Here is a 23757-nt window from a genome sequence, read left to right as displayed (position 1 = left end):
ACTATATGGAAAAAGGATGTATATACGATGAAGGCTTTTCTAAAATACACGACATTATGTATAGGATTCATTATAGGCGGGATACTGGTACTCTCTTTATTATTTTTATAACTATACAGCCTTACATCGAACTGCCTGAAAATATATTCAAATACATATTTTCAAGAAGCTGTATAATAATTAAAATTTTGAGCATTATATAAATAAGCTGTAAAACAGCTATAGTCGATTTTGTGAGTACCTAATCTTTTTTCTCCCTTTCCCTGGGGCCAAGCAGCTAGCTATCAACTAGCTGCTTTTCATTTGTAAAAATATATTTATACCGTATGCTAGATACACATTTATAAGAAAAATGACAGTTTATCTTTGTTCACAAAATCGTAAAATCTATATATAGATTTTTACCATTAACATGTTACACTTTTAATGTCCAAACCACATTATTTTTTGCAGTTTTATCCTCTAGAAAGTCCTAGCTTGACAGTAGCTAGGACTTTCTATGTTCCATCCAATAGAAATTTTAGTCATTCCATATTTTCTAAAGTTTGCGACATATTAACCAACCAATCATACCTGATTTCCTATGAGTGAGAATTGTATTTTGCAACAAACGGATTCTTCTTCACGATGCGGTTTACATCCGCGATTGTATTTGCCAGTAAAATTTGTCCCGCTATTTTAAGGCAGTAAGACTCCCTCCTCATAAACGAATTGAAGATGGGATAGTTCAATTTAGAAATGAATGAGATTGTTCAAAAGCATAAATCATATCTTTCTTGCTTTTCTCTAAGTCAATCTCGCTGCCCGTTAGCACCGGAGAAGATGATGTGAAGAACCTTATTTCTCGTCCATACAGAATGACAAATTTCTTAAACAAGATAACTCCTCTTTATAATCCCCTATTGAACTTTATAATATTACAATGTAATATTATATTGTCTTACTATCTATTTATTAACTCACACACTAACTAGAAAAGGAATCCAACTCGGATTCCTTTTCTATGTAACAAATACCACATTATGATTTATAAAACATATTTACCAACTATCGATCCATCTTCTCGGCATAATGGCTTTTTATTTTTAGTGTCAATCATCACACTGATCTCTCTCCCCTTACAATCGATAAATGTTATTTCTTCTTTATTCTCCATCACGATACCTCCTTCTCATTACGCTATAAACATTTTAGTTACAAATGAGAAAAAGGAACGTTGTACCACTAAATTTCCATGCACCTTTTACATCCACAAAAGCAATAATGATTGTACAAATGCTTCTATAGTCAGTCACCTATTTCCCCTTCATTAATACCCTATATATTATTGTATTGCATATAGGGGGATAAAACGTGATGATACTTTATGATAAAGAAATGTTACAGGAAGATCGTGCTAATGTCCCGAAGTGGCAGCAAGACGTATTTCATTCTTTTGTTCGTAAAATGACAAACACACACCAACCTTTTCCTTGTATTCCTGCACAGAAAGGTTTTTTATCTAATCATTTGAGATATGGATTTATCGGTGATCCTAGAAAAGAGACTACTAGTAAAGAATTGGCTCATTTACTAAAAGCATACGCAAAACACTCTAAAGATTTAGGTAATTATACCTCTCTTATTGTTTTTATTGAAACCCCAACAAAAATTCGTACAAAAGCTACAGTGACAGACTACGAAAATTGGTATTGGTCCCTTCTTAACCAAACAAGTAAATTAGATGAAAAAGAATGGCCTGAACATGTTCCAAGCGATCCTATGAAGAGCACGTGGGAATTTTGCTTTCATGAAGAACCATATTTTGTTTACTGCGCTACTCCCGCTCATGTTAAAAGACAAAGTAGATCTTTTCCATGCATGATGCTTGCTATTACCCCAAGGTGGGTATTGCAAGAAATAATGAAACCGAAAAGGCTAAGCGAAAAGCTGAAACAGGCGATACGAAAACGCTTACATTATTATGATACAGCTCCAATCCACCCCTCTCTTAAATGGTATGGTGAAAAAGAAAACTATGAATGGCAGCAATATTTTTTACGTGACGATGAAACCATTCCATCAAAATGTCCCTTTTCGAGAGCCATGAAATATTTAAATAACAATCAGTCATAATGAATCTCATCATATAGGAAGAAAACTTCTATCAGGAAATTACATGTTAAAGAAGTGAAAAACCAGATTGTATCGCTTTTTTGTGATACAATCTGGTTTTTTTTGACATATTATTTAGTTGTACAAACATGAATAGCCGAATACCAATAAGTATACATAAAATTCAGCAACCCTAGATGGGAGGAACTTGTTTGTATGAGTATCTTTTTAAGTTATATCTTTTTAGGTTTATCCTTATCAGCTCCAATTGGGCCTATTAATGCCGCACAAATGGACAAAGGAATTAAATATGGATTTTTTCATTCTTGGGTGCTAGGAATTGGCGCCTTAATCGCAGATCTTATTTATATGCTACTTATCTATTTTGGAGTTGTGCACTTTCTTCAGACCGATATCGTAAAACTATTTTTATGGTCTTTCGGAACTTTTGTTTTATTTTATACAGGAATAGAAAGTTTAAAATCCGCCAATGAAATTACAATTACGAATCATAGAAGCAAAGAATCCATTGTAAAAACTTTTTTCTCTGGTTTCTTCATGTCGTTATCAAATCCAATCAGCATCTTATTTTGGATTGGTATATTTGGCTCCATCTTAGCAAAAACTGCTTCTTCATACGACAACAATCAGCTTCTTCTTTATAGCCTAGGCATTATTTTAGGAATTTTTTTATGGGATATTACTATGGCCACTATATCCAGTTCTTTTCGTAATATACTGAACTTACGTGTTCTATCCTTATTAACAATTTTATCGGGTTTATCACTAATTGGATACGGAATATACTTTGGTTTTCAAGTATATCAAATTATTTTTCATTGACCCCAGCTCCTTAAACAAAGAAAAGGCAACGATATAGAAATGCGTGAGTATGATGTATGACAAACCTAGCCATATATCTGGAAATCTTAGGCTTATGATCCGCCTTGGGAATAAAGTGAAGCTTATAATCGGCAGGAGTTCACTGATTATAAGCTCTCACCTATCTTCCTTGCTTCTCTTTGAATCTTGAAGTAGGAGTCTTACTGCCCTAAAGTAGCGGGATAAACGCAACAAATAATCCATATTTTCCTTACTTCTCATCAAAACGTTCTATATCATCATCTAAATATGTATGAGCTAGCTTTTCAATCACATCTATAACATCATACGCCTTCATTTCGTGCTTTGCTACCAATTCACTACCTACAGAAATTTCAACTTTAAACACTTCTTCATGCTTCATTTAGTCTACTCCTTACAGAAGTTTTTTTGATACACCCTTTTCATATAAGTCTAGTCTCCCCTGTCCTTTTCTCTTTATTCCATTTATATATGAACTGTAAAGTTATATCGTATATGTATCATTTAGTGAAATGGATATCAAAAAACATATTAAGATTAGTAGCAGAGACCACTGCTATGGTCTGTGCTACTATTTTTTATAGTAGAAGTGAAGAATAAATTGGGGCAGCTCGTTAACACGAATATACATTCTTCTCTGAAATACTTTCCATACTATAGCTTAAGAAAGCACCTTTTCTTCAAGAGCTTCTGTGTGGGTATAAATAAAATTTCCAATCATTTGATTCAACTCTGTAGCCGCTTTTGTCGGAATTTGATGTTTTGTATGATGAATAAATCTCAGTTCATTATATGGTAACTTTTCATGCAATATATTCGCATGACTATAAAATGTTTTATCTTTTTCTCCATAAACTAATAACACCGGTAGATGGATATTTTGAAGCTGGTGGGTACAATTGTAATGCAAGCTATAACGATAATATTCCTCAATATTTTTCGCATTACCATTTCGAGATTCTCGAAACATTTTTTTAAACAATATCATTTTATTAGAATTTCCCCACGAAATAGCAAATGCTAAAAATGAAATGGCTTTTATCTTTGCTAAATTTACACCGAGAGAGATTTTATTTTTTAAATATCCTTGACGTACCTCTGACATTCCACCTATTAGTATGCCTCCTAAGGACCTTTCTGCATAAGTTAACAAAAACTCAAGTGCCACAGAGCTCCCTGTTGAATATCCACATATAAAAGCATTTTTTATTTTTAAATGATCTAATAAGGCTTTCATATCTTTCGCAATTAATGAATAAGTTATAGGTTCCCTCGAACTAAAACTTTTCCCATGTCCTCTAATATCAAAAGCGATTACTTTAAAATGTTTAGATAGCTCCTCTATTTGATACTCAAAATTTGAATGCGTCAATATCGGCGGATGAATAAAAAGGATAGGAGTCCCTTTTCCTTTCACTACATAATAAAGACTACTACCGTCTACATCTAACATCGGCATGTATGGGATCACCTCGATTGTTTGTAATTATCTTACATAAGCGACTCATTTCAATCTACTTCAGTTTTTATCATTCGCCTTTATGAAAAGAAATATGTTTCTTTTCTGTACCGTTTATAACACAGAACGCATTTTCATTTTTATGCTTTTCAACATTATGGACTAAGAAATATTTAGAAAGAAAATAGTTAAATAAAAAATGATGTTTCATGAAATATTATGACATAAAGAAGGTGAATCATTTGAAGAAGCTTTTCATTTTATATATATTGTTCTCGATTTTAACAGGCTGTTCTACACAACAACCTCCGATAGAAAAACATCAATTTGATGTTACAAATAAAGGAAGTAAACCGATAAAAAATGTAAATTATCGAACATCTCAAACGGATTCTTCGCAGCCTTCAGCTCCTTCCATTAAAAATAAAATCATTTTAGATGTACCACTAATACCTCAAAAACCAGAACTAAAATATGGTTGTGAAGTGACAAGCCTAGCAATGGTATTACATTATGCAGGCATAAAAGTGAATAAAATGCAATTAGCTAACAGCGTAAAAAAAGATCCTACCCCCATTTCGATAGGTAAAAATGGAGATATTATTCAATGGGGAGATCCTCAAAAAGGTTTTGTGGGAGATATAACTGGAAAAAGGAAAGGGTATGCTGTCTATGCTGGGCCTTTACAAGAATTGATGGAGCATTATCTTCCCAATCGTACAGTGAACTTAACAGGAAAAACATTTGATGATGTGCTTGCTCAAATTAAAATAGGTAAACCTGTAGTCGTTTGGACAACGGGAGATTACAAACTTCCAGATAGATGGGAATCTTGGAAGCATGGGAATAAACAGATTAAAACTCCTCTAGATTTGCATGCCGTTGTACTAATTGGATTTGAGGACGGGCATGTTTACATTAATGATCCTTTAACTGCAAAGAAAGCACATAAAGTGAATAAAAAAATGTTTATACAATCTTGGGAAGCGTTAGGAAAACAAGCATTATCTTATCGTTAATAAAAGGTAATGGAATTTATTCCTATTCTTCGCGAATCAGACTACCCATAATAAAGCATTATTGAACATAAAAAAGAATCCTAAAATGGGATTCTTTTTTATGTAATTCATTATATCCATTTATATCATATTCTCTTTATAGCCCAAATACTTTAGACCACCACAAAGCATTGAAAATCCAAACACCCAATTCCTATTATTCAACTTCTGTATCATTCACTTTCCATATAAACGTTTTATTCTCTCAACAGCTACACTAATTGAACTTCCAATGAAGGCACTTCCTATGATATCGAATGGATAATGATGCCCTAACCAAATTCTTGAGAAACCAGTTAAAATGGCTAAAATCCACATGACAACTCCAAATAAACGCTCACGAAGTAAGATAGAAGTCGCTAAGGCAAATGCCACAACTGTATGTTTGCTAGGAAATGAGGAATTCTTTTTAGCTGGAATAAGTAAACGCACAGAATGTACAATAAATGGACGTGGCTTAAAATAAAAAAACTGAATGAAACGATTTACACATAAAGCAGCTCCTACCGATATACCGGCAAACCATATACGTTTTCGGCACCCATTCTTTCTAAACCACATGATAAGTAATAAAAAAATGTAAAGAAATCGAGCTTTTTGTGAAATAAATACCATAAATGCATCTAAGCTCGAATTACGACCAGCTAATCCATTAATAACTTTAAAGATCCTGTAATTCATTTAAATTCTCCCCTTTTTCTTTCAGATCCTATAATGGGTATCATCCCCATATGAAATAGAAGTATGCGATTTCGCTCACATTCTTATTCATCGAGATAAATCCCCTTGTGATATTACGTCTATTCCAAATATACGTACCCCCGTCTCTATCACACTGGATTGAACGTATAATAAAAGCAACATTCATTTTATTAGGAGTTTGCTTATCTTTCTTAAAAAATGATGACCAACATAAAAAGTCAGCTTCTATATTGGAGCTGACTTTCATCATGAACGATTCATTTCTCCCATAAAAGAAAAAGACAAATAAATACATGACGCAAAGGAAAGTTTTTATGATATATTATGTAGTTCCACATATTCTATGACTCCGCCTTCCATATCATTGCCGGAAGCCGTTTAAATGAACAACTTTTCTTTTCTCATCATAAGAAAGCTACAATGATAATCGGCAATTTCATTCCATCTATCACTAGAGACGCGAGCTTTCTTTTTTTGGACATCTGTAGGAGTTATTGATATCATGTCCCATCCATTCTTTGGCAGAAAAATCCTTCATCTGTCTTCCATTCCGCATATAATACATCCTTAAACTTTGTAATCCCTCTTTGTTTAATCTGTTTTAAAAGCCAATTTTCATCAAACCCTGCTTCTCTTAAATTATCCTTAATAACCTCTCCATCACTGATTAATGAAATCGGCATATATACTGCTTTCTGTTTTAAACTTAAATCTTTAATTGTAGGAGATGCATATTGAGGTTTTTTTATGACGCTTATTTTCCCATTTGGTTCTAAAATCATATACTCTACTTCTCTAACCGAGAAAATATCTTTTTGTTGTCGCAACATTTGTTGTAGCTGGTTCAAATCTAAGTGATTCACACTTAATTGTTCTCTGTCAATATGTCCATTTCGTATAAGGATAGAAGGGTGCCCTTCAAACACATTTCTTGCCTTTCGCCATTTTTGTGTCAATACTTCTATCGTATAAATTAATATGATCCATATAAATACAGCGTATAAAATAGACCATACCTTCACTTTCGGGTCATAAATAGAATTTCCAACAAGTTCACCAAGAACAATCGCAGAAATAAAATCAAAGGGAGTCAGTTGAGAAATCTGCATTTTCCCTAACAATTTAGTAGCAATTAATAAAACGAAAAAACCGACTATAAGTTCTATGGTAATTTGTCCGATATGCTCCATATGAAATGTCACCTCATCAAATCATTTTATATACAAAAATATATAACTAAAACAAATTATCCATTTCATAACATACAATGAATAGCACAACCACTTCATTTATTTTCATGAAAGAAGCAGCAAGCTTTATTCGGCCATATCATTATTTATTAATTCTTGTAGGATTTGTGACGGCTCTTTCATTATGAGCTGTTGTTGATAGTTTGTTATACATTCTTGATAACGTTGGAAACGATTTTTATTTTGAAAAAAGGAGCATAATTGCTCCTCAAGAGTGTCTTTTTTACCTGTCACCTTGTTCAGCTGGATGATTACGCCTAACTTTTTTAGCTGCTGCAAATTAATTTCCTCTTGCCCCGGCAATACATGGTATATAAAAATCGGTTTTCTTTTAAATAAACTCTCGCTAATTGTAACTCCTCCGGGCTTTGTAATAATAGCGTCTATTCGATCATAAAGTTTGTTCATTTCTTCTCTACTCGTAATATATGGTAAAGGAATAATATAATCTCGTTGTAATCGTTGAATTTTTTGATATATTTTTTTATTTTTCCCACATAACACATAAAAATGAATGCTTGTTTCCATTCCTATTTGGTCAATTAATTCTTCCATGGCTCCAACTCCTAAACTTCCACCGGTAATTAAGACTGACAGTGTAGAAGATGGAACATTTTCTATATGCTCTTTTTGCTTTTTTATTTTTCTATGAATAGGAATTCCTGTAATAAAAATCTGTTCATTATGTATCCCTTTGTTTTGTAAAAACTCTTTCATATAATGGGATGGAACAAAATGAAAATCAATATGTGTAATCCCCCACCCCTGGTGAATAAAGTAATCCGTATATACATTGATAACAGGGATTTTCAGCTCACCTTTTTCTTTTAAATAATTTAATATATACGAAGGCAATGCATGCGTACAAACAATCAAATCAGGTCGTTTTTCTTTTATTAACTTCCTCATGAATGGGACAAACAAAATTTCGTATAATCGATAACGTTTCTGCTCTTCTTCGTTTTTGTAAACAAAAGTTTTGTATATCTTGTTGTAAAAATTAGGAAACATTTTAATCCATTTTAAATAAATGCTAGAAACGAATGTCTCTACTTTCCCATAACTATATGAGAGAATATCAACTTGATCGCATTTTATATGAAATTGATCGTTCTGTATTCCCTCGATTAATGCATTTGCAACTTGATAATGTCCTGATGGGATTTGTAAAAATGGAAAAAATAAGATCTTTTTTTGCGTTACATATTGTTCCATAAAGCACCTCTTGCCGTAACAATTCATGATATATTTTTCATTATTTTTTATTATGTAGCACTTTTTCTTTTCTATTCTAGTAGTAATGAATGATGGTTCTTGTTCCATAAATTACATACAAAATGAAAAGATTTTTCATGTATAATTTTTTATAAAAGGAGTGATGGAATGAAAATTTTATTACTATCTATTTTATTTATTGCTCTCTTCTACCTTTTCAAAAAAGCTCATAAAAACACAGCTGATGTTGTTATGAATAGAGTTCAAATCAATCAAAAGTACATTCACGGACAAGATCTAAAATTAAATATTCTACACCTTTCCGATCTGCATCTCGAAAATATTTCTATTTCCCCATCTCAGCTTTATGACAAACTAAAAGATGAATCAATTGATTTAATTGCACTTACAGGAGATTTCCTTGACCGTAAGCGTACTATACCGAAACTTGCTCCCTATTTAGAAGTATTAAATCAATTACACGCAGAGTATGGTATATACGCCGTTTTTGGTAACCATGATTATGTGTTGCACGAAACAGATTTACAAACATTAAAAGAAACACTCGAACAATATAACTGTAAAGTACTGCAAAATGAAAATCATATCATTTATGTTCAAGGTAAACTTATAAATATTATTGGTATTGATGACTTTAGTACGAAACGCAGTGACTTAACAGCCTCGTATAAAGGGATTCAGCAAGGCGTAAATTTAGTATTAACTCATGATCCAAATATCGTTCTTCATATGAAAGAATATCATTTTGGCTATTTACTTGCTGGTCATTTCCACGGTGGGCAAATTTGTTACCCAAAGGCCTACCACCTTGTGAAAATGGGTAAGCTTGCAAGAATGAATATGATAAAAGGACTTCATACGCAAGATGGGAAACCTTTTTATATTAATGAGGGGCTTGGGCAAACAGGAGTAAATATTCGAGTGGGCAGTAGACCAGAAATTACATTGCATCAACTGTCAATCCCAACTACAAATAAAGAACTACATGCAGTATAGACAATCAAAGCTGTTAACAGATTTCGTTAACAGCTTCTATCTTTACTCCACAATTAGAATATAGAATTTTATCCCGCTATTTTAGGGCAGTAAGACTCCCACCTCAAAATGCAGAGAGAAGCAAGGAAGATAGGTGGGAGTAGTGCTGCCCGTAACAGCCCGATTGGTGAGGGCTCATAATCAGTGGGGGATGAAGAACCCCCCCCCCCGCTGATTAAAGTTTCACTTTATGTTGCTCTACTATCTTCTTTTAGAAACTTCATGTGAGGCTTTATAAGTGTATCTTTCCAATAAACTTTCCTTTGACATAAATAAATATTGAGGAGAAGAAGATATATTATTCTTTACCATTTTTATAATCGAATTATTACCAGACAATAAACATATTGGTATAAACGCTATCCATTTAAACCATTTATAAAAAGGATTCGAAATAGAAACAAATTCAAATCCTAATCGATCTGCTCCTCGATTTAACATAGTAATGCCAATTACACCTTTAATTTTATCTGCCTTAGGATGATTTTGAATATATAACGCAAGATCTGGTAAGGACTTTTTGACGTATTGATAAATGAACTTTCCTTTTTTAATATTATTTTCAAACGACTTCATTTCATTTAGTAAACGAACATTGTGTAAATGAATTTTAATTAAAGTATCATTTTTATTGATTCGTGTACCATCTGAAAGAGTTATATTTTTTCCTTTGTAACGCGTAAGCCTCACGCGCAAAATATTGTCATCACAAGTTCTCTTATGAATATAAGTTAATCGCGTACATTTGTAATATATCGGATCGATCAAATTCCAAATCGTTAGTACATAACTTTTCATCTTGTTTTCATTTCCCTTTTTGAAATATCGATAAAACTATTTTGCATATTTTCATGAAAAATATTTAGGAAATCTTAAGATTTTAGAAAAAACCGAAGACATTACTATAAGTTGGTATCATAAATTTTCATAAAATATTGCAAGATAAATCATGTGAAATGGAACGGACAATTCTTTTTCTAATTATACTTTTACAGGGGGCAAAGAGATGAATATACTTAATTTCGTGATGTCATTATTTACTTCTGGAAGAAGAACGCCGCAAATGTTTACCTTGTTTAGAAATAGAAAAAATAATCGAGGATGGATTTGGTTTTCCTTATTAGGATTAGGAACCATTTTCAGTGTAGCTGCAACACGGTATTCAAATATAAAGAAACCGATTCAACGATTGTTTCAAGGTATTCAAAATACGACAAAAACTTTTACTCCAGCTAAATTAAACTTGGCAAATACGGAATTCGCTAATGAAATTACACCTAATAAGCAAAAGAAACAAAGTAACAAAACTAATCATTAGCACAATTAAGACAAAACTCGCCTCTCATTCGCGAGTTTTGTCTTATTCTTAATGACTTTCTTTAAACAAATTTTACCTCGCATATCAAAAATCAAAACATTTGACAAAAAAGTTATTTTACGCTATAATTTACATTTGATTATTTAGTGTTTATAATAAGATTCTCCTGGCCAGGGGAATCTTATTTTTTTGTTTTTAAAAAGGAGTGTGTTAAGATGAAAAAAAACGCATCCAGTATAACTTCATTAGTAGCAGCTTTTAGCAGAGCGTATCATAGTCAATTTGATACACCGAAAATTTTTCATGATGATATAGCAAAAGAGTTAATCTCTGCACAAGAATACAATACGATCAAAGAAAACATGGTACAAGGTATACAATTCTTCAACAAAGATATCGCACAAAAATTGAACGGAAATACAGAAGAACTATTAAAATGGATTACCCAAGTGCAACTCTCTCCCACACCATTAGCACGTGCTGCATATTGTGAAACAGTATTACTCCGCGAAATCACGTTAGGGTTAACACAATATGTCATACTCGGAGCAGGATTAGACACCTTTAGTTTTCGACATCCAGAATTAGAAAACAACTTAGAAATATTTGAAATTGATCACCCTGCTACACAAACTTTTAAAATAAAACGATTATATGAAACAGATTTGAAAATCCCTAGTAATCTTCACTTTATTCCTATGGACTTTACAAAAAAGTTTATGTATCCAAACCTAATAGCCGAAGGATTTCGTCGTACAAAAACGTTCTTTAGCCTTTTAGGCGTTTCTTATTATTTAACGAAAGAAGAAATGTCGAATTTGATTAATGATCTATTTACTATCGTTCCACCGGGAAGTTCTATTGTGTTTGATTATGCAGATGAAAAACTCTTTGAAACAAAAGGAATTTCTAATAGAGTTGAAAATATGATCAAAATGGCTTCTGCGGGCGGTGAACCGATGAAATCGTGCTTTTCTTATTCTGAAATGGAGAAGATGTTAGAAAAATCCGGTTTACTCATCTATGAACATTTATCACCAACTCAAATCAATGAGCTTTATTTTCGCAATCGACAAGATTATCTATCTGCCTTTGAAACGATTCACTACATTCATGCTGTAAAACAATAAAAAGCATCACGCCTGAAAAAGCCCGCTTCATAAGAAAAAGGAGTCCATCGCCTACTATCATAGGTGATGGACTCCTTTCTATTCTCAACATTCCGAAAAAAAAAGCATCCACCAGTTGGATGCTAACGTGATAAGGAGTTTTTTTATGAGTATTGAATAGGATATAAGCGAGTGAGCTTGTCCTACACTTTATCATATGCTTGTCCCTCTCAAAAGGTGAAAAAAGAAAGGATATCCCCCAAATAAATATGTTACTTTTTATAAATATTAATCTCTAAAACTTAGCAAATACACCTTTTTCTACCATAAAAAATATGAATAGATTCATCTATTCACTATTTCAAAGGTTGATTTTCTTCCGTTTCAATATGCAATATTGCTTATTTACTGGTTTTCCCCTTTCATTCCAATCTTTTATATGAGATAATTCAAATAAAAAAATATCAGTTATTAACAAGGATGATTTATATGAAAAACTTTCGAATAAAAATTACAAAGGCTTGCCAATCATTTTGGGGATGTTTCATATACGGTATTTTGATATTTATTATATTCTTAATGATCAATTTAACAGATACACCTTTACATACCTTAACTTGGAGAGATTGGTTAGGCTCTATAGTAGGTGCAGGAATCCTATCCGCTGGAATGTTTACTATCAGTAAATTAAATTTAAAATAACTATTTTTTCATATTGTAACCTAATCTCTATTTCTCTTTTTACCTGGATGAAGAATTTTTTCTCAACATCCAATATATGGATTTATCTCACGAATATTGGTACTATATAGTTAATCTCCATATTATTTCTCTGTCGTCTTTCTAAAAGGACTTGCGCCAGGCAGCAAGTCCTTTTAATTTATTTTCTTCCAGTTCACCTTTTGTTTTTTCTACACTAACAAATATTTCTTTCTAAGTCATACAAACGTTTAAGAGTATAGTATTCATCTCTTATATCCTCTTGCGACTAAGGATACTGAAACACACGAAATACAACACGAATTTTTAAATACTATTTTAAAAACTTTCTTCTGTATAAAACTTCGCATTCTGTTAATACTATACATAGGCTGTATGCCATAGCTCATTGAATGACCTCTGACTTTTTTCTTTCTCCAGTCCCCCTTGGAGATGAGCGGTTAGCTTCTGCTAGCTGCTCTTTTTCTCAGTCAACCTTTAAAAAGTAGTATATTCGAATAATTATATTGTAAATATTTGACCTAGACACTCATCTAACTTTTGTGTATGATATTCTCAAAGAGTAAGGTAAGAGTTACTCTTTGCCATTTTGAAAAAGGTTCTGCTGGAGACAGCAGAACCTTTTTTTGTGAAGTAAAAATATTATCATGATATATTATTTTATTATGATTTCCTTATGTTTCTTCCCGATTTCTGATGACAGTGATACAGAACGAAATCGTAAAGTAGTATCAGCCTATGAAGAAGTTCAAATCAAGTGGTACATATAACTGCTCTATTGCTACTACACCTGACAATTCACCAAGTGCTTCTTGTTTATCTATTTTCGGTAATTACGATGTTTCAAAAATAGAATCGATAATGGTCTTTGCTTGCCATTTAATCGGTTCATTCTTCATATCAGTAATTTAATATTTCGCATCGGCCAGTTTTCCTTTTATACTAATAGCACGACTCTGACGCATTTTCATACCTTCTTGTGGGTCAACTCCCCCCCATTAAACAGTAAATACGGGTCGCAGAATACATCTACTCGATTTGAGTTATCATATCATCCGATAAATTACTTGGACCATACTGAACCATACCACTTCTTGGTTGACTAATCGTAAAAAAGGAGCTGTCTCATAAGTCAGTGAAACCGATTTATGGGACAGCCCTTTTAAATGTCCTATGCAAAGGGAACGTTTAAATAGCTATAAATAACTTTTAGGATTTTCGTTTCCCAAGATAAACAGTTATATCATAGCTCCCCCTTTTAAATTCAACTTTACGACCATCTAATTCTATTGTTCGAGAGCTTGCAGTAGGATTTTTCATTATATTGTACAGATAATCGGATTTAGTTGGGAGTAGAGTTTTTAGAATTTTTTTCACAGGCTCATTTAATACAGGGTCATCACTAGAAATAGACATTCTATATGCGCTATCGTCGTTAGAAGAAAATTTAAAATACATAATGGGATCATATACTTTACCATTTCTATTATATACGTAGTTATATTCATTTTTTAAAAAACCAGAATCAATTAGTATATTCTGAATTTCTTTATAATTATACTCATCCCCATTTTTCTCAGGAATAGACTCAGGAACAAAGTTAGGATTTACAAAAATTGCATTATACATAAATTTTGCAAATTGTTCCCTTGTTACATTCATTTCTCCGCCATATTGATAGTTTCCAATTCCGTTTGTGATGCCATTACTATACAATGAACGAACAGAGTCTTTTGCCCAATGATTATTTGAAACATCATGGAAAAGGTCGTTTGTTTTTACAGCTAAATGAAAAGCTTTTTGTAAGATAACGGCCATTTCGTATCGAGTTAATGTATCATCTGGTCTAAATTTGTCAGTACTGTCCCCTGTCATAATCCCTGCTTGAGCAACTGCTTTAATACTGTTTTCAAACATATGCCCATGAATATCAGAGAAATTTTTGATTTTAGATCCATTATTTTCTAGTTTCAGGTATCTTGAAATAATCGCAGATACTTGTCCACGAGTTACATTGTCTCCAAAACCAAATTTTCCATTGCCATAACCGCTAATTACCTTTTTATCAGCTAAGTAGTTAATAGAACTTTCAGACCAATGCCCACTTGGTACATCAGTGAAATCTGCAGTTTGCGCATGAGCATTCGTTGCACTGAATAGCGTAGCGGTAATTAAGCCTGTTGCAAGTACATGTTTAAAGTTCATTATGATTCCTCCTAAGTATATAAAACAATATATAACTCTCACTTATATCCATTGTTTTTAAGTGATGATTACCACTCTAATTATATTAATATATTACAATATCACAAAACAATCAATTACTTTCGTAGTACTACGATCATCTTTAATTTGCTTTTGAAACTTCGGGTACTGCAGCTTATCTTCCTTTTTTATTGCAATGCCTGATACTTCAAAGAATACTTGTATTTTGTGTTTATCGTCGTCTTTTAAAACTTACTTTTTTCATTCCAACACATCATTTCACTACACAATGAAATTTTTGTTAAAGCCTACTTTGTATTTAATCTATTTAAAGAGTCTCCTAATTTGATCAAAATGATGATTATCATGTTGAGCTAAACGGCTAAAATATTTGTATAGATTTAATTGACTTTTTCCAATTAAAAATTCTTTAGGCCATAACGCATCATCTATTTTATTTATGGTGTTAGTCAGTCTCTTCCTAACTAATATAAACCTTTCAATAGAGTGGAATTTATTATTTTGTACAAGCACTTCTTCCTATCATTTCATAGAATAAATAGACATTTCAAAGAAAGGAGAGAACTATAAACATGGCTGATTATTTTTATAAAGATGGTAAAAGGTATTACAAAAAACACAATCACCAAAAAAATACTAACTGCTCTATTGCAACACATATTATATCTGGTGCCCAAACCAATCTAAACGGAAATATATTACTAGATGTTAACATACCACCTAACTCTACGATAACGGCTTTTGAAGACTTTACTAACAATCACAATAAAACATTACTTCAATTTTTTGTTACTGGTGGTACCCCTCCTATTACAATATCAATTTTCACAAGAAACTCTTCCACACCTATTACCGCTACTCTACAAGCGATTGATACTAGGATATTTCAAGTAGAAGACTTCCAAAGGCTCACCTTCACCAATGCTACCAATACAGGAGGCGGCATTGGTATGTATATTGAAAAAACATTCTGTATTTGCTGTAATAATCAGAACAATCATTGCAATGAATATTGCCATAGATACGACCATGATTATGATTATGATTATGATTGTTAAGTTAGCTGCCAAAAGAATCCTTTTTATAAAGGGCTCTTTTGCTTTTACACCACTAATATCCAAGCATTCACGTATTCATTTCTCTACCATTCCTTGTTTCTTAATAAAATAAAAATTTTATTTAGTTTTCTCTAACCGCATTTACTGCAGCTGCACAAACCTCAATACCGAAACGTTCTTCGATATATATATCATCTTCCAACGTGATATGCCAGTATCCATTTTCATTTTTAATTTCTAATGTATAATCATCTTCATTCAATTTATTTATAATGAATGCTGCATCGTTGATTGGATCAAACTGCTCAATTGTCATATTATGAAATGCTCGTCCATCTTTTTCGTCTATGATTGCTGTCAATTTTTCTTGCCAGTTGCTATCTATCGTTTCTGTCTTACTTATATGAGAAGAAGCCATCAAAATTAATATGCCCTACTTCCAAGCGGAAAACCTTTTAATTTCAGAAGTTTGACACAGCTCTGGAAAAAGCTTATAAAGAAAAGTGGAGTTCCTGATATTCGATTCCATGATCTCAGACATACTCATGCGACATTAATGTTGAAACAAGGTATTCATCCAAAGATTGTGAGTGAACGATTAGGACATAAACGAGTAGGCATCACATTGGACACCTACTCTCATGTCGTACCAGGACTTCAGGAAAAAGCAGTGGAGGATTTTGCAAATAATCTATTCCAAAAACACTAATGTTTGCAAATACGAATTTTGCATAAAAATACTAGCGAATTCGTATACGATTGAAAGGAGACAAAAACATGAAAGAAATCAAGTCTGACAAGGAGTTCAAAGACATTATCGCAAGCGAAGAGCCAGTAGTTGTTAAGTTCTTTACTACATGGTGCCCAGATTGCGTGCGTATGGATCATTTTATTGGGGATGTAATGGAAGAGTTCAATAAGTTTGAATGGTACGCTATTAATAAAGATGAGTTTCCAAGTATTGCAGAAGAGTATCAAGTAATGGGTATTCCAAGTTTACTTGTATATCAAAATGGTGAGAAGTTAGGTCATTTACATAGTGCAAATGCGAAAACAGAAGAGCAAGTTACTGAATTTTTAGAAGCATACTAAGATAAGAGATGCCACTGGAACATATTGTTTCAGTGGTTTTTTTATTTGGATTTTTCAACAGATTTTTCCTTTGCGAAACTTTGTTACCCCTTGCTCAAAAAGCTATAAAACGTCAACAATGTTTGTATAGACCCACACGACTTTCCTTTGATACTCTATTGATAGAAGGAATTTCTTGACAGAAAGGAGAGTGCTTTTTATGAATTCATGTTCGAATCAAGAAGCTGATAAAGGGGCTATTGTTAGCATTGTTGCTTACATATTTTTATCAGCGATAAAAATTATCATTAGCTATATCGCTCTATCTAGCGCATTACGTGCAGATGGTTTAAATAATTTAACAGATATCGGCGCTTCACTAGCTGTTTTAATTGGTCTTAAAATTTCGCGTAAACCTCGTGATCCTGATCATCCATATGGGCATTCTCGCGCAGAACAAATCGCTTCATTAGTAGCCTCTTTTATTATGGCATCTGTTGGATTCGAAGTTATTATTAGCGCTATTCAATCATTTTTTAATCCTCAGCAAACAGCACCTAATGTAATCGCTGCTTGGGTTGCTTTCTTTTGCGCTATCGTGATGTACGTTGTATACATGTATAATAAAAAAATTGCAAAGCGGACACAAAGTAAAGCATTAGAAGCTGCTGCCAAAGATAATTTATCAGATGCGCTTGTTAGTATTGGTACCGTCGTTGGAATTGTTGCTTCACAATTTCATATGGCCATTCTTGATCCAATTGCAGCGTTACTTGTCGGACTTATAATTTGCAAAACAGCATGGGATATTTTTATAGAAACATCTCATATGTTAACAGATGGGATTGATCCTGAGAAAATGGAAGAGTATTCTCAAGCAGTGCAACTTGTTCCAGGGGTTGAACATATTGTTGATATTCGGGCTCGTATGTATGGTAATCAAACCTATGTTGATATTACAATTGAAGTAGATGCTCATATGGACGTAAACAAAAGCCATCATATTACGGACACAATTGAAGAAATGTTACAACAGAAATTTGGAATTTTGTATACTCATATTCATGTTGAACCAATGCAAAAAGAACCTATAATACCATGATCATAAGAAAAAGGAGTCCATCACCTGCTGTATATAGATGATGGACTCCTTTTTCTTCTCAACATTCCGATAAAAATACGTGTTCTTTTTCAAAGTAATCACTTTTTTAGCGTCTTCGATACCATAGAGTCTTTTTGTAAGAATGCTTGATGAAAGATAATACATAAAACAAGCCAACTTCCTCCTGCCGCCCACCCAGCTAATATATCGGATGGATAGTGTACGCCAAGATAGATACGACTAATAGAAATCGAAAAGATTACGAAACAGGCTGTAAAAATAATTAACACTTTTTTATGCAGTGCAATACGATGTTCCGTAATCGTCACATAGGCGATAAACCCTAGAAATGCCGTCGCATTCATCGTATGACCACTCGGGAAACTATATCCAGTCGCTGTGACAAGTTGTGATACATCAGGTCTTGGACGCTCATACCATAGCTTAAGCATACTGTTAAGATAACGAGATCCATAATAGTTAATCATTAAAAATAACGCACTCAACAACTTTTTTCGGATGAGAAAGTACATTATGATAATAATAAGCAATGGAAAATAGACTTTTTTAGAGCCAATATAAGACATCCAAATGAAATAAGTCGTCAAATATTCATTTTGGAAACTTTGAATAAATGTTGTAATAACATCATCAAACTTCTCAATACAAGCGGTATGATACGAAAATGATAATACGACAAAACAAATGAGTAATATACAACTTAACAAGTATAAATGTCGATATCGTTTCACATACATAACCTCACAATACAAAAAATGGAGCGGTTGTTTTAGTTTCCCTCTCCATTTCTTTTTTATACATTGTTTTTATTAAGAAATATAACGACTCATTTTTTGTTGCATGCTAGAAATTTTTGAAACACGAATCTCTCGTCTCTTCTAATGCAAAGTATATGTCCTGCTTAAGCTCTTGTACATTTTCATAATATGGTTTCTTCATTTGCAACATTCTCATAATAATTTCTTTATTCCCTTCCGCTAATTGTAATTCTTCATACCATGGTTTTTCTATTTTATCGTTAGACTCATAGCTAGCATATAACAAAAATAAGATAAAATGGCCTAGCGCATAAAAGTCACTGCGATATTCAACTTCGCGCATAAAAGCTTGTTCGCCTTCATAAGATCGCGCTCGTTCATCCATATCTCCTTTATATCTCGCTAATCCAAAATCAACGATACGAATTGAACTCCGATTCATTAAAATGTTAGGGATTCTTAAATCGCGGTGAATGATATCTTGACTATGAATATAAGAAACAACGTCTAATATTTTATATAAGATATAAAATGCTTCTCGTTCTTCATATATATATCCATCTCGAAAAATAAAATCTTCAAAATTCTCTCCAGCCATATACTCCATGACAAAAAACGGTTGCTTCTTCCAAACAAAGTAATCATGCAAGCTTGGAATCGCTGGATGTTGTAAACTCTTTAAAATTTGCTGTTCTCTTATAAAAGATTCCCTTCCTGATTCATACTTTTGCTTACTTTGTCTCAATTGTTTTAATACTTTAACCTCATGATCCTGTAAATCTATCACTCTATAGGTAAAGCCATAACTGCCCATTCCAATTACTGATTCAACCTTATAGCGCTCTATAACAATTGTATTCTTACGCAGCGGTCTATCAAACCACGCGAGTATATGTCGCCATTTCATCAACTACTGGAAAAGAAACTACGGCTTTTCCGTTTTCTTTTATAGTGCTGATGTCCATATCCGTGAGATGGACGTCTTCTGTTGTAATCGCTACTTGAATAAGAGCGTCTTCTATGACGATAGTCACTGCTTGAATAAGAGTGGTATCTACCTTTTTTTCCTAATAGAGAATCAATAATTTTTTTGAACATCCCTTCACCTCTTATAGAAATTTTTATCTTCATTATACCAATATTTTTTCATAAATTTTGTGACAACTTTGTAAAGAAGATTCATGCTGAGAAGAGTAAAAAAACGACGAGTCGATCCCGTCGTTACTTTTACTCTTCATCTCCATCAAACACTTCGTCAATCATACATTTTTCTAGTAAGTATTCAAATGTAATATCAGCAAGATCTTCAATTTCTTCTTGCTTCGGTACATACCCTCTTTCAATTAGTTGCTCATAAAAAAACTCCGCAATTTCTTCCGTGTCAATTACGACTTCAATTTCCTTCATGAGCATCACTCCTTTATTTCTGTTTTATGAAAGAATTTCAAAATTATGTATATGAAATTAGAAAAATACTTTTTCTTTTCCCTCTTATTCTTTTCAGTCATATTGCTGTGAGCAAGTACATACGATGTAGTACAAGCTATTAAAAGGAGGTAACGATAATGAAATATCCATATGAAATAGAGCAAAGAAAAGAAGAGTTCATGCATGAGGACAAATGGGCAGACTCTCTTATTAAATGGCTTTTTATTTTTTTAAGTATAGTAGGCATACCTTATACCGCATACGTTTTTATCCACTTTCTCTTTACCTTCTAATCCATTATTTTTTTTCTGTTAATTTTACTAGATAATTATGAATCACATTCATCACAATTTTATACTCTTCATCCTGAAAAGTTTCATATAATAACTGATAATCATTATAAATATCTAATAATCCATCAATAATTTCTTGCTTATTTGTTTTAATACTTACTTTCTTCGAATTGTTAATGGATTTCAATTTCTCTAAGTCTAATTTATTCATTCCTGCTTTATCTTGTTTCATTTTCTTTAAAATCGCATTTGCTGTTTGGGCATTCGCAAGTAGTGTTAAATCAGATTCATCCGCTTCTAACCACTCACCATCTGTAATTCTTGATAATTCATATATCGTATCTTCCCATGCATCATTTTTATATCTCCATACTTCTGTACGAAATCCAACGATACGAAAAATATCTTGATCATACCCTGAAACTTGCACAAGGTCGCCAAATGTAAACTGATAACATAGTTCAATCCACTCTGTCTTATTTTTTTTCATATCTTGCTCTGTAACATGTTGAAGCGTTTGTTCCACATAATATCCATCGTGATTATTTATTTCATATACATATACACCGTCTAGTACTTTCATATTTGTAATTTTACCAACGGTTCCATATAGCGTAATCACGACTATATCTCCGACATTATATTTAGGTTGTTTTTTTCTTGACATCTATATCTCTCCTTTTTAAAGTCGTGATTTTGATAACAGTATATGCGAACGATATAAAAACGCTTATCACATAAGCGTATATTCAAAAAATTTTTTTCATAAAAAAATACATCACTTTTTATAAAGCGATGTATTTTTACAACCATATTATGCTAGCTATCTTTCTTGTAAATACAAATCCCATGCCTTATCAAAGATAGACATACTTTCTATTAATCCACTGCATTCTAAGTATGAACTAATTTCATGATAATCTTCTGATTGCTTTGGAAAACTTAAATCATCGTAGATTGCTTCTGCCAAATCAGATATTTCATTTTTAACCAATGGCGCACGGTGTTTCATCATATAATGGTAAAATGTTTTCTTCAAAAATATTCCCTACCTTTCTAACTTGGGTACATTATACAAGGGAGAAAAGAAAAAAACCAGCACAATGGCTGGTTAAAAATCAAAATAATTTCTCTTTAATAAACGCGGACGCTCCATTAATTCCTCATAAGTCAGTTGCTTTGGCAAATCTTTTGTATAAATTAGAAACAACTGATCTTCAATTTCTTTCACAATATGATCTGGTTGATATTCCATCCCACACGAAAAACAAGAAATACATGGTGTTTTTTGGATTTCAATTGCCTTTGTACCATCCGGCAACTCCCAATATACAGTATTTACACTTTCTGTTGCTTCTGTACTTTCACACCACATACAATTCATACTGCATCACCTTCAGATTTTTCATCAGCTTCTAGCTTTTCCATTTGTGCTTTATATTTTTTATCTTTAAGTTGATCACGTTTTTCACGCTTATCCTTTAAGGATGAATGCGTTTCATTCATTTCATAATCTTTTCGGCGATTCATACGCTGTAGGTCATCTGGTACGAGGTTAAATTTCTTATCGCTCATTAATGCCGCTACACCAATATCAGAGCGCTTCTCTTCATATGTCGGATAAATTTCTTTAAAATACCCTTCCGCTCTTCCTGGTACATAATTTTCTGGTTCTGGATACGTTGTAATAACCCCTTCAAAGTTACGGAGTACAACTTTATCCGCACTTTGCGAGATTAAATAGTTTGGCTGAAGCGCAATTTTACCGCCTCCGCCTGGAGCATCTACAACAAACGTTGGTACTGCATAACCAGAAGTATGTCCGCGCAGTCCTTCGATAATCTCTAAGCCTTTAGATACTGGCGCACGGAAATGACCAATTCCTTCCGATAAATCACACTGATAAATATAATATGGACGAACTCGAATTTTCACTAAATCGTGCATCAGTTTTTTCATAATTGGGACACTATCGTTAATTCCTGCTAAAATAACCGCTTGGTTCCCAACTGGAACGCCTGCATTTGCAAGCATTTCACATGCTAATTTAGACTCTTCTGTAATTTCAATAGAAGTATTAAAATGTGTATTGAGCCATACTGGGTGATATTTTTTCATAATATTACATAGATTTTCTGTAATACGTTGCGGGAATACAACTGGCGCCCTTGTTCCGATACGAATAATTTCCACATGCGGAATTGCTCGTAAATTCTTTAATACATATTCTAAAATTTTATCATTAATCAGGAGCCCATCACCGCCAGAAATTAAAACGTCTCGTACTTGCGGTGTTTCACGAATATAAGCAATTGCTTCATCTAATTGTTTTTTTGGTACGCCCATGCCAATTTGTCCACTAAAGCGGCGGCGTGTACAATAACGACAATACATGGAGCATTGATTTGTTACAAGAAACAAGACGCGATCTGGATAGCGATGTGTTAAACCAGGAACTGGTGAATCTTCATCTTCATGTAGTGGATCTTCTAAATCATACTTTGTTTTATATAATTCTTCCGAAATCGGTACAGACTGCATTCGAATCGGACAGCGCGGATCATCGGGATTCATAAGCCAAGCATAGTACGGTGTAATATTTAACGGAATCGTTTTTGTTGAAATTTTAACACCTTCTTCTTCTTCTGGTGTTAAATTTATGACTTTCTTTAAATCATCTAACGTTTTAATCGTATTCGTTAATTGCCAAATCCAATCATTCCATTGTTCTTCTGTCACGTCTTTCCATAATTCAATTTCTTTCCAATGACGATTTGGTTTATATACATCGTGTAACATTGCTATTCCCCCTTTTTTTACGCTCACTTTTTATATAAGCAATAATTATGCCAACTTCACAATTTTGATAAGCAAAATTGTAAGATTCTTTATTATATATAGGAAAAATCGTTTTTTACGTGTAGATACGATAATAACTCACTATGATTCTTGTTA

At 32.9% G+C, this 23757-nt stretch carries 29 protein-coding genes and 2 pseudogenes; 13 read left to right on the top strand and 18 right to left on the bottom strand.

The genetic code is table 11. The features are described 5' to 3' along the window. Window positions 1-1027 precede the first annotated feature (1027 nt). The gene (locus tag MR063_RS21745) at window positions 1028-1156 is read right to left on the bottom strand and encodes a hypothetical protein (protein ID WP_277926453.1); all 129 of its coding nucleotides are present in this window, start codon (window positions 1154-1156) and stop codon (window positions 1028-1030) included. 197 nt (window positions 1157-1353) lie between these two features. On the opposite strand from MR063_RS21745, the gene MR063_RS07665 reads away from it, so the two are divergent. Both MR063_RS07665 and MR063_RS07660 read left to right on the top strand, forming a co-directional pair. Continuing rightward, complete coding sequence (locus tag MR063_RS07665) at window positions 1354-2115, top strand: YqcI/YcgG family protein (RefSeq protein ID WP_242195906.1); 762 nt, start codon at window positions 1354-1356, stop codon at window positions 2113-2115. Between the two features lie 195 nt (window positions 2116-2310). Then, on the top strand, window positions 2311-2937 hold the full coding sequence (locus tag MR063_RS07660; protein ID WP_242195903.1) for a LysE family transporter: 627 nt from the start codon (window positions 2311-2313) through the stop codon (window positions 2935-2937). A gap of 250 nt (window positions 2938-3187) precedes the next feature. Here MR063_RS07660 and MR063_RS07655 read toward each other — a convergent pair whose 3' ends face one another. Next, window positions 3188-3340, bottom strand: a complete 153-nt coding sequence (locus MR063_RS07655; RefSeq protein ID WP_242142898.1) for a hypothetical protein — start codon at window positions 3338-3340, stop codon at window positions 3188-3190. A gap of 279 nt (window positions 3341-3619) precedes the next feature. Then, on the bottom strand, window positions 3620-4417 hold the full coding sequence (locus MR063_RS07650) for an alpha/beta fold hydrolase (protein WP_242195900.1): 798 nt from the start codon (window positions 4415-4417) through the stop codon (window positions 3620-3622). Window positions 4418-4659: 242 nt separating this feature from the next. Between MR063_RS07650 and MR063_RS07645 the strand changes: the two genes are divergently transcribed. Further along, window positions 4660-5436, top strand: coding sequence for a C39 family peptidase (locus MR063_RS07645; protein ID WP_242195897.1), 777 nt, complete (start codon window positions 4660-4662; stop codon window positions 5434-5436). Window positions 5437-5652: 216 nt separating this feature from the next. Here MR063_RS07645 and MR063_RS07640 read toward each other — a convergent pair whose 3' ends face one another. The 3 genes from MR063_RS07640 to MR063_RS07630 form a co-directional block, all read right to left on the bottom strand. Further along, on the bottom strand, window positions 5653-6156 hold the full coding sequence (locus MR063_RS07640; protein WP_242195893.1) for an undecaprenyl-diphosphatase: 504 nt from the start codon (window positions 6154-6156) through the stop codon (window positions 5653-5655). Window positions 6157-6677: 521 nt separating this feature from the next. Continuing rightward, window positions 6678-7367 carry a YetF domain-containing protein gene (locus tag MR063_RS07635; RefSeq protein ID WP_242195890.1) on the bottom strand — a complete coding sequence of 230 codons (690 nt, stop codon included), beginning with the start codon at window positions 7365-7367 and terminating at the stop codon, window positions 6678-6680. Between the two features lie 126 nt (window positions 7368-7493). Beyond that, window positions 7494-8642: an MGDG synthase family glycosyltransferase gene (locus MR063_RS07630; protein WP_242195888.1), complete on the bottom strand. Its 1149-nt coding sequence runs from the start codon at window positions 8640-8642 to the stop codon at window positions 7494-7496. Window positions 8643-8810: 168 nt separating this feature from the next. Between MR063_RS07630 and MR063_RS07625 the strand changes: the two genes are divergently transcribed. Then, complete coding sequence (locus MR063_RS07625; protein ID WP_242195885.1) at window positions 8811-9659, top strand: metallophosphoesterase; 849 nt, start codon at window positions 8811-8813, stop codon at window positions 9657-9659. Window positions 9660-9899: 240 nt separating this feature from the next. On the opposite strand, the gene MR063_RS07620 is transcribed toward MR063_RS07625, so the two are convergent. Further along, window positions 9900-10496 (bottom strand): YkoP family protein, encoded by a 597-nt coding sequence (locus MR063_RS07620; protein ID WP_242195882.1) that lies wholly within the window; start codon window positions 10494-10496, stop codon window positions 9900-9902. Window positions 10497-10704: 208 nt separating this feature from the next. Between MR063_RS07620 and MR063_RS07615 the strand changes: the two genes are divergently transcribed. The 4 genes from MR063_RS07615 to MR063_RS07600 all read left to right on the top strand — a co-directional run bounded on the left by MR063_RS07615 (window position 10705) and on the right by MR063_RS07600 (window position 13757). Beyond that, the gene (locus tag MR063_RS07615; RefSeq protein ID WP_242195879.1) at window positions 10705-11016 is read left to right on the top strand and encodes a hypothetical protein; all 312 of its coding nucleotides are present in this window, start codon (window positions 10705-10707) and stop codon (window positions 11014-11016) included. Window positions 11017-11231: 215 nt separating this feature from the next. Next, a complete protein-coding gene (locus MR063_RS07610) occupies window positions 11232-12146 on the top strand; it encodes a class I SAM-dependent methyltransferase (protein ID WP_242195876.1) in 915 nt (304 codons plus the stop codon). Window positions 12147-12614: 468 nt separating this feature from the next. After that, complete coding sequence (locus MR063_RS07605) at window positions 12615-12827, top strand: hypothetical protein (protein ID WP_242195872.1); 213 nt, start codon at window positions 12615-12617, stop codon at window positions 12825-12827. 756 nt (window positions 12828-13583) lie between these two features. Then, on the top strand, window positions 13584-13757 hold the full coding sequence (locus MR063_RS07600; protein WP_242195869.1) for a hypothetical protein: 174 nt from the start codon (window positions 13584-13586) through the stop codon (window positions 13755-13757). Between the two features lie 297 nt (window positions 13758-14054). Here the strand turns inward: MR063_RS07600 and MR063_RS07595 are convergent, their stop codons facing one another. Next, window positions 14055-15050 carry an S-layer homology domain-containing protein gene (locus tag MR063_RS07595; RefSeq protein WP_242195866.1) on the bottom strand — a complete coding sequence of 332 codons (996 nt, stop codon included), beginning with the start codon at window positions 15048-15050 and terminating at the stop codon, window positions 14055-14057. 117 nt (window positions 15051-15167) lie between these two features. Next, a pseudogene (locus MR063_RS07590) lies at window positions 15168-15296 on the bottom strand (FtsK/SpoIIIE domain-containing protein); the annotation flags it as partial. A 347-nt stretch (window positions 15297-15643) separates the two neighbouring features. Here MR063_RS07590 and MR063_RS07585 point away from each other — a divergent pair. Further along, a complete protein-coding gene (locus MR063_RS07585; RefSeq protein WP_242195863.1) occupies window positions 15644-16129 on the top strand; it encodes an exosporium protein D in 486 nt (161 codons plus the stop codon). Between the two features lie 121 nt (window positions 16130-16250). Here MR063_RS07585 and MR063_RS07580 read toward each other — a convergent pair whose 3' ends face one another. Then, window positions 16251-16547: a BC1872 family protein gene (locus tag MR063_RS07580; protein WP_472927035.1), complete on the bottom strand. Its 297-nt coding sequence runs from the start codon at window positions 16545-16547 to the stop codon at window positions 16251-16253. 5 nt (window positions 16548-16552) lie between these two features. On the opposite strand from MR063_RS07580, the pseudogene MR063_RS07575 reads away from it, so the two are divergent. The 3 genes and pseudogenes from MR063_RS07575 to MR063_RS07565 form a co-directional block, all read left to right on the top strand. Beyond that, a pseudogene (locus MR063_RS07575) lies at window positions 16553-16838 on the top strand (site-specific integrase); the annotation flags it as partial. A gap of 68 nt (window positions 16839-16906) precedes the next feature. Continuing rightward, window positions 16907-17221, top strand: a complete 315-nt coding sequence (locus tag MR063_RS07570; RefSeq protein ID WP_242195859.1) for a thioredoxin family protein — start codon at window positions 16907-16909, stop codon at window positions 17219-17221. Window positions 17222-17420: 199 nt separating this feature from the next. After that, window positions 17421-18302, top strand: coding sequence for a cation diffusion facilitator family transporter (locus tag MR063_RS07565; RefSeq protein ID WP_242195856.1), 882 nt, complete (start codon window positions 17421-17423; stop codon window positions 18300-18302). 98 nt (window positions 18303-18400) lie between these two features. On the opposite strand, the gene MR063_RS07560 is transcribed toward MR063_RS07565, so the two are convergent. The 4 genes from MR063_RS07560 to MR063_RS07545 form a co-directional block, all read right to left on the bottom strand. Next, window positions 18401-19054: a phosphatase PAP2 family protein gene (locus tag MR063_RS07560; protein WP_313928720.1), complete on the bottom strand. Its 654-nt coding sequence runs from the start codon at window positions 19052-19054 to the stop codon at window positions 18401-18403. Window positions 19055-19166: 112 nt separating this feature from the next. Continuing rightward, the gene (locus MR063_RS07555) at window positions 19167-19988 is read right to left on the bottom strand and encodes a serine/threonine protein kinase (protein WP_242195853.1); all 822 of its coding nucleotides are present in this window, start codon (window positions 19986-19988) and stop codon (window positions 19167-19169) included. Continuing rightward, window positions 19988-20179, bottom strand: a complete 192-nt coding sequence (locus MR063_RS07550; RefSeq protein WP_012094186.1) for a hypothetical protein — start codon at window positions 20177-20179, stop codon at window positions 19988-19990. Before MR063_RS07550 ends, MR063_RS07555 begins: the two co-directional genes overlap by 1 nt. A gap of 129 nt (window positions 20180-20308) precedes the next feature. After that, entirely contained in the window at window positions 20309-20488 is a 180-nt protein-coding gene (locus tag MR063_RS07545) for a YozD family protein (protein ID WP_012094184.1), read from the bottom strand. Window positions 20489-20646: 158 nt separating this feature from the next. On the opposite strand from MR063_RS07545, the gene MR063_RS07540 reads away from it, so the two are divergent. Next, window positions 20647-20802 carry a DUF3930 family protein gene (locus tag MR063_RS07540; protein ID WP_242195850.1) on the top strand — a complete coding sequence of 52 codons (156 nt, stop codon included), beginning with the start codon at window positions 20647-20649 and terminating at the stop codon, window positions 20800-20802. 4 nt (window positions 20803-20806) lie between these two features. Here MR063_RS07540 and MR063_RS07535 read toward each other — a convergent pair whose 3' ends face one another. The 4 genes from MR063_RS07535 to kamA all read right to left on the bottom strand — a co-directional run bounded on the left by MR063_RS07535 (window position 20807) and on the right by kamA (window position 23601). After that, on the bottom strand, window positions 20807-21469 hold the full coding sequence (locus MR063_RS07535; RefSeq protein ID WP_242195848.1) for a hypothetical protein: 663 nt from the start codon (window positions 21467-21469) through the stop codon (window positions 20807-20809). A gap of 156 nt (window positions 21470-21625) precedes the next feature. Beyond that, on the bottom strand, window positions 21626-21841 hold the full coding sequence (locus MR063_RS07530; protein ID WP_012094179.1) for a YozE family protein: 216 nt from the start codon (window positions 21839-21841) through the stop codon (window positions 21626-21628). 72 nt (window positions 21842-21913) lie between these two features. Then, window positions 21914-22186, bottom strand: a complete 273-nt coding sequence (locus tag MR063_RS07525; RefSeq protein WP_242195845.1) for a YokU family protein — start codon at window positions 22184-22186, stop codon at window positions 21914-21916. After that, entirely contained in the window at window positions 22183-23601 is a 1419-nt protein-coding gene (kamA, locus tag MR063_RS07520; RefSeq protein WP_242195842.1) for a lysine 2,3-aminomutase, read from the bottom strand. The genes MR063_RS07525 and kamA overlap by 4 nt, the downstream gene beginning before the upstream one ends. Between the last annotated feature and the right edge of the window lie 156 nt (window positions 23602-23757).

The organism is Bacillus cereus group sp. BfR-BA-01492, from assembly GCF_022662815.1.
Lineage (GTDB): Bacteria > Bacillota > Bacilli > Bacillales > Bacillaceae_G > Bacillus_A > Bacillus_A cereus_BD.
This window is presented reverse-complemented; position numbering and strand designations above follow the sequence as displayed.

Bases quoted from the DNA above. Each gene is read 5' to 3' on its own strand.
- MR063_RS07660 (WP_242195903.1), top strand. From the start codon at position 2,311: ATGAGTATCTTTTTAAGTTATATCTTTTTAGGTTTATCCTTATCAGCT.
- MR063_RS07565 (WP_242195856.1), top strand. From the start codon at position 17,421: ATGAATTCATGTTCGAATCAAGAAGCTGATAAAGGGGCTATTGTTAGC.
- MR063_RS07610 (WP_242195876.1), top strand. From the start codon at position 11,232: ATGAAAAAAAACGCATCCAGTATAACTTCATTAGTAGCAGCTTTTAGC.
- MR063_RS07620 (WP_242195882.1), bottom strand. From the start codon at position 10,496: ATGAAAAGTTATGTACTAACGATTTGGAATTTGATCGATCCGATATAT.
- MR063_RS07655 (WP_242142898.1), bottom strand. From the start codon at position 3,340: ATGAAGCATGAAGAAGTGTTTAAAGTTGAAATTTCTGTAGGTAGTGAA.
- MR063_RS07525 (WP_242195845.1), bottom strand. From the start codon at position 22,186: ATGAATTGTATGTGGTGTGAAAGTACAGAAGCAACAGAAAGTGTAAAT.
- MR063_RS21745 (WP_277926453.1), bottom strand. From the start codon at position 1,156: ATGGAGAATAAAGAAGAAATAACATTTATCGATTGTAAGGGGAGAGAG.
- kamA (WP_242195842.1), bottom strand. From the start codon at position 23,601: ATGTTACACGATGTATATAAACCAAATCGTCATTGGAAAGAAATTGAA.
- MR063_RS07550 (WP_012094186.1), bottom strand. From the start codon at position 20,179: ATGTTCAAAAAAATTATTGATTCTCTATTAGGAAAAAAAGGTAGATAC.
- MR063_RS07580 (WP_472927035.1), bottom strand. From the start codon at position 16,547: ATGGCTTCTTCTCATATAAGTAAGACAGAAACGATAGATAGCAACTGG.
- MR063_RS07615 (WP_242195879.1), top strand. From the start codon at position 10,705: ATGAATATACTTAATTTCGTGATGTCATTATTTACTTCTGGAAGAAGA.
- MR063_RS07545 (WP_012094184.1), bottom strand. From the start codon at position 20,488: ATGAAGGAAATTGAAGTCGTAATTGACACGGAAGAAATTGCGGAGTTT.
- MR063_RS07635 (WP_242195890.1), bottom strand. From the start codon at position 7,367: ATGGAGCATATCGGACAAATTACCATAGAACTTATAGTCGGTTTTTTC.
- MR063_RS07650 (WP_242195900.1), bottom strand. From the start codon at position 4,417: ATGCCGATGTTAGATGTAGACGGTAGTAGTCTTTATTATGTAGTGAAA.
- MR063_RS07585 (WP_242195863.1), top strand. From the start codon at position 15,644: ATGGCTGATTATTTTTATAAAGATGGTAAAAGGTATTACAAAAAACAC.
- MR063_RS07625 (WP_242195885.1), top strand. From the start codon at position 8,811: ATGAAAATTTTATTACTATCTATTTTATTTATTGCTCTCTTCTACCTT.
- MR063_RS07540 (WP_242195850.1), top strand. From the start codon at position 20,647: ATGAAATATCCATATGAAATAGAGCAAAGAAAAGAAGAGTTCATGCAT.
- MR063_RS07535 (WP_242195848.1), bottom strand. From the start codon at position 21,469: ATGTCAAGAAAAAAACAACCTAAATATAATGTCGGAGATATAGTCGTG.
- MR063_RS07605 (WP_242195872.1), top strand. From the start codon at position 12,615: ATGAAAAACTTTCGAATAAAAATTACAAAGGCTTGCCAATCATTTTGG.
- MR063_RS07640 (WP_242195893.1), bottom strand. From the start codon at position 6,156: ATGAATTACAGGATCTTTAAAGTTATTAATGGATTAGCTGGTCGTAAT.
- MR063_RS07600 (WP_242195869.1), top strand. From the start codon at position 13,584: ATGAAGAAGTTCAAATCAAGTGGTACATATAACTGCTCTATTGCTACT.
- MR063_RS07630 (WP_242195888.1), bottom strand. From the start codon at position 8,642: ATGGAACAATATGTAACGCAAAAAAAGATCTTATTTTTTCCATTTTTA.
- MR063_RS07555 (WP_242195853.1), bottom strand. From the start codon at position 19,988: ATGAAATGGCGACATATACTCGCGTGGTTTGATAGACCGCTGCGTAAG.
- MR063_RS07570 (WP_242195859.1), top strand. From the start codon at position 16,907: ATGAAAGAAATCAAGTCTGACAAGGAGTTCAAAGACATTATCGCAAGC.
- MR063_RS07595 (WP_242195866.1), bottom strand. From the start codon at position 15,050: ATGAACTTTAAACATGTACTTGCAACAGGCTTAATTACCGCTACGCTA.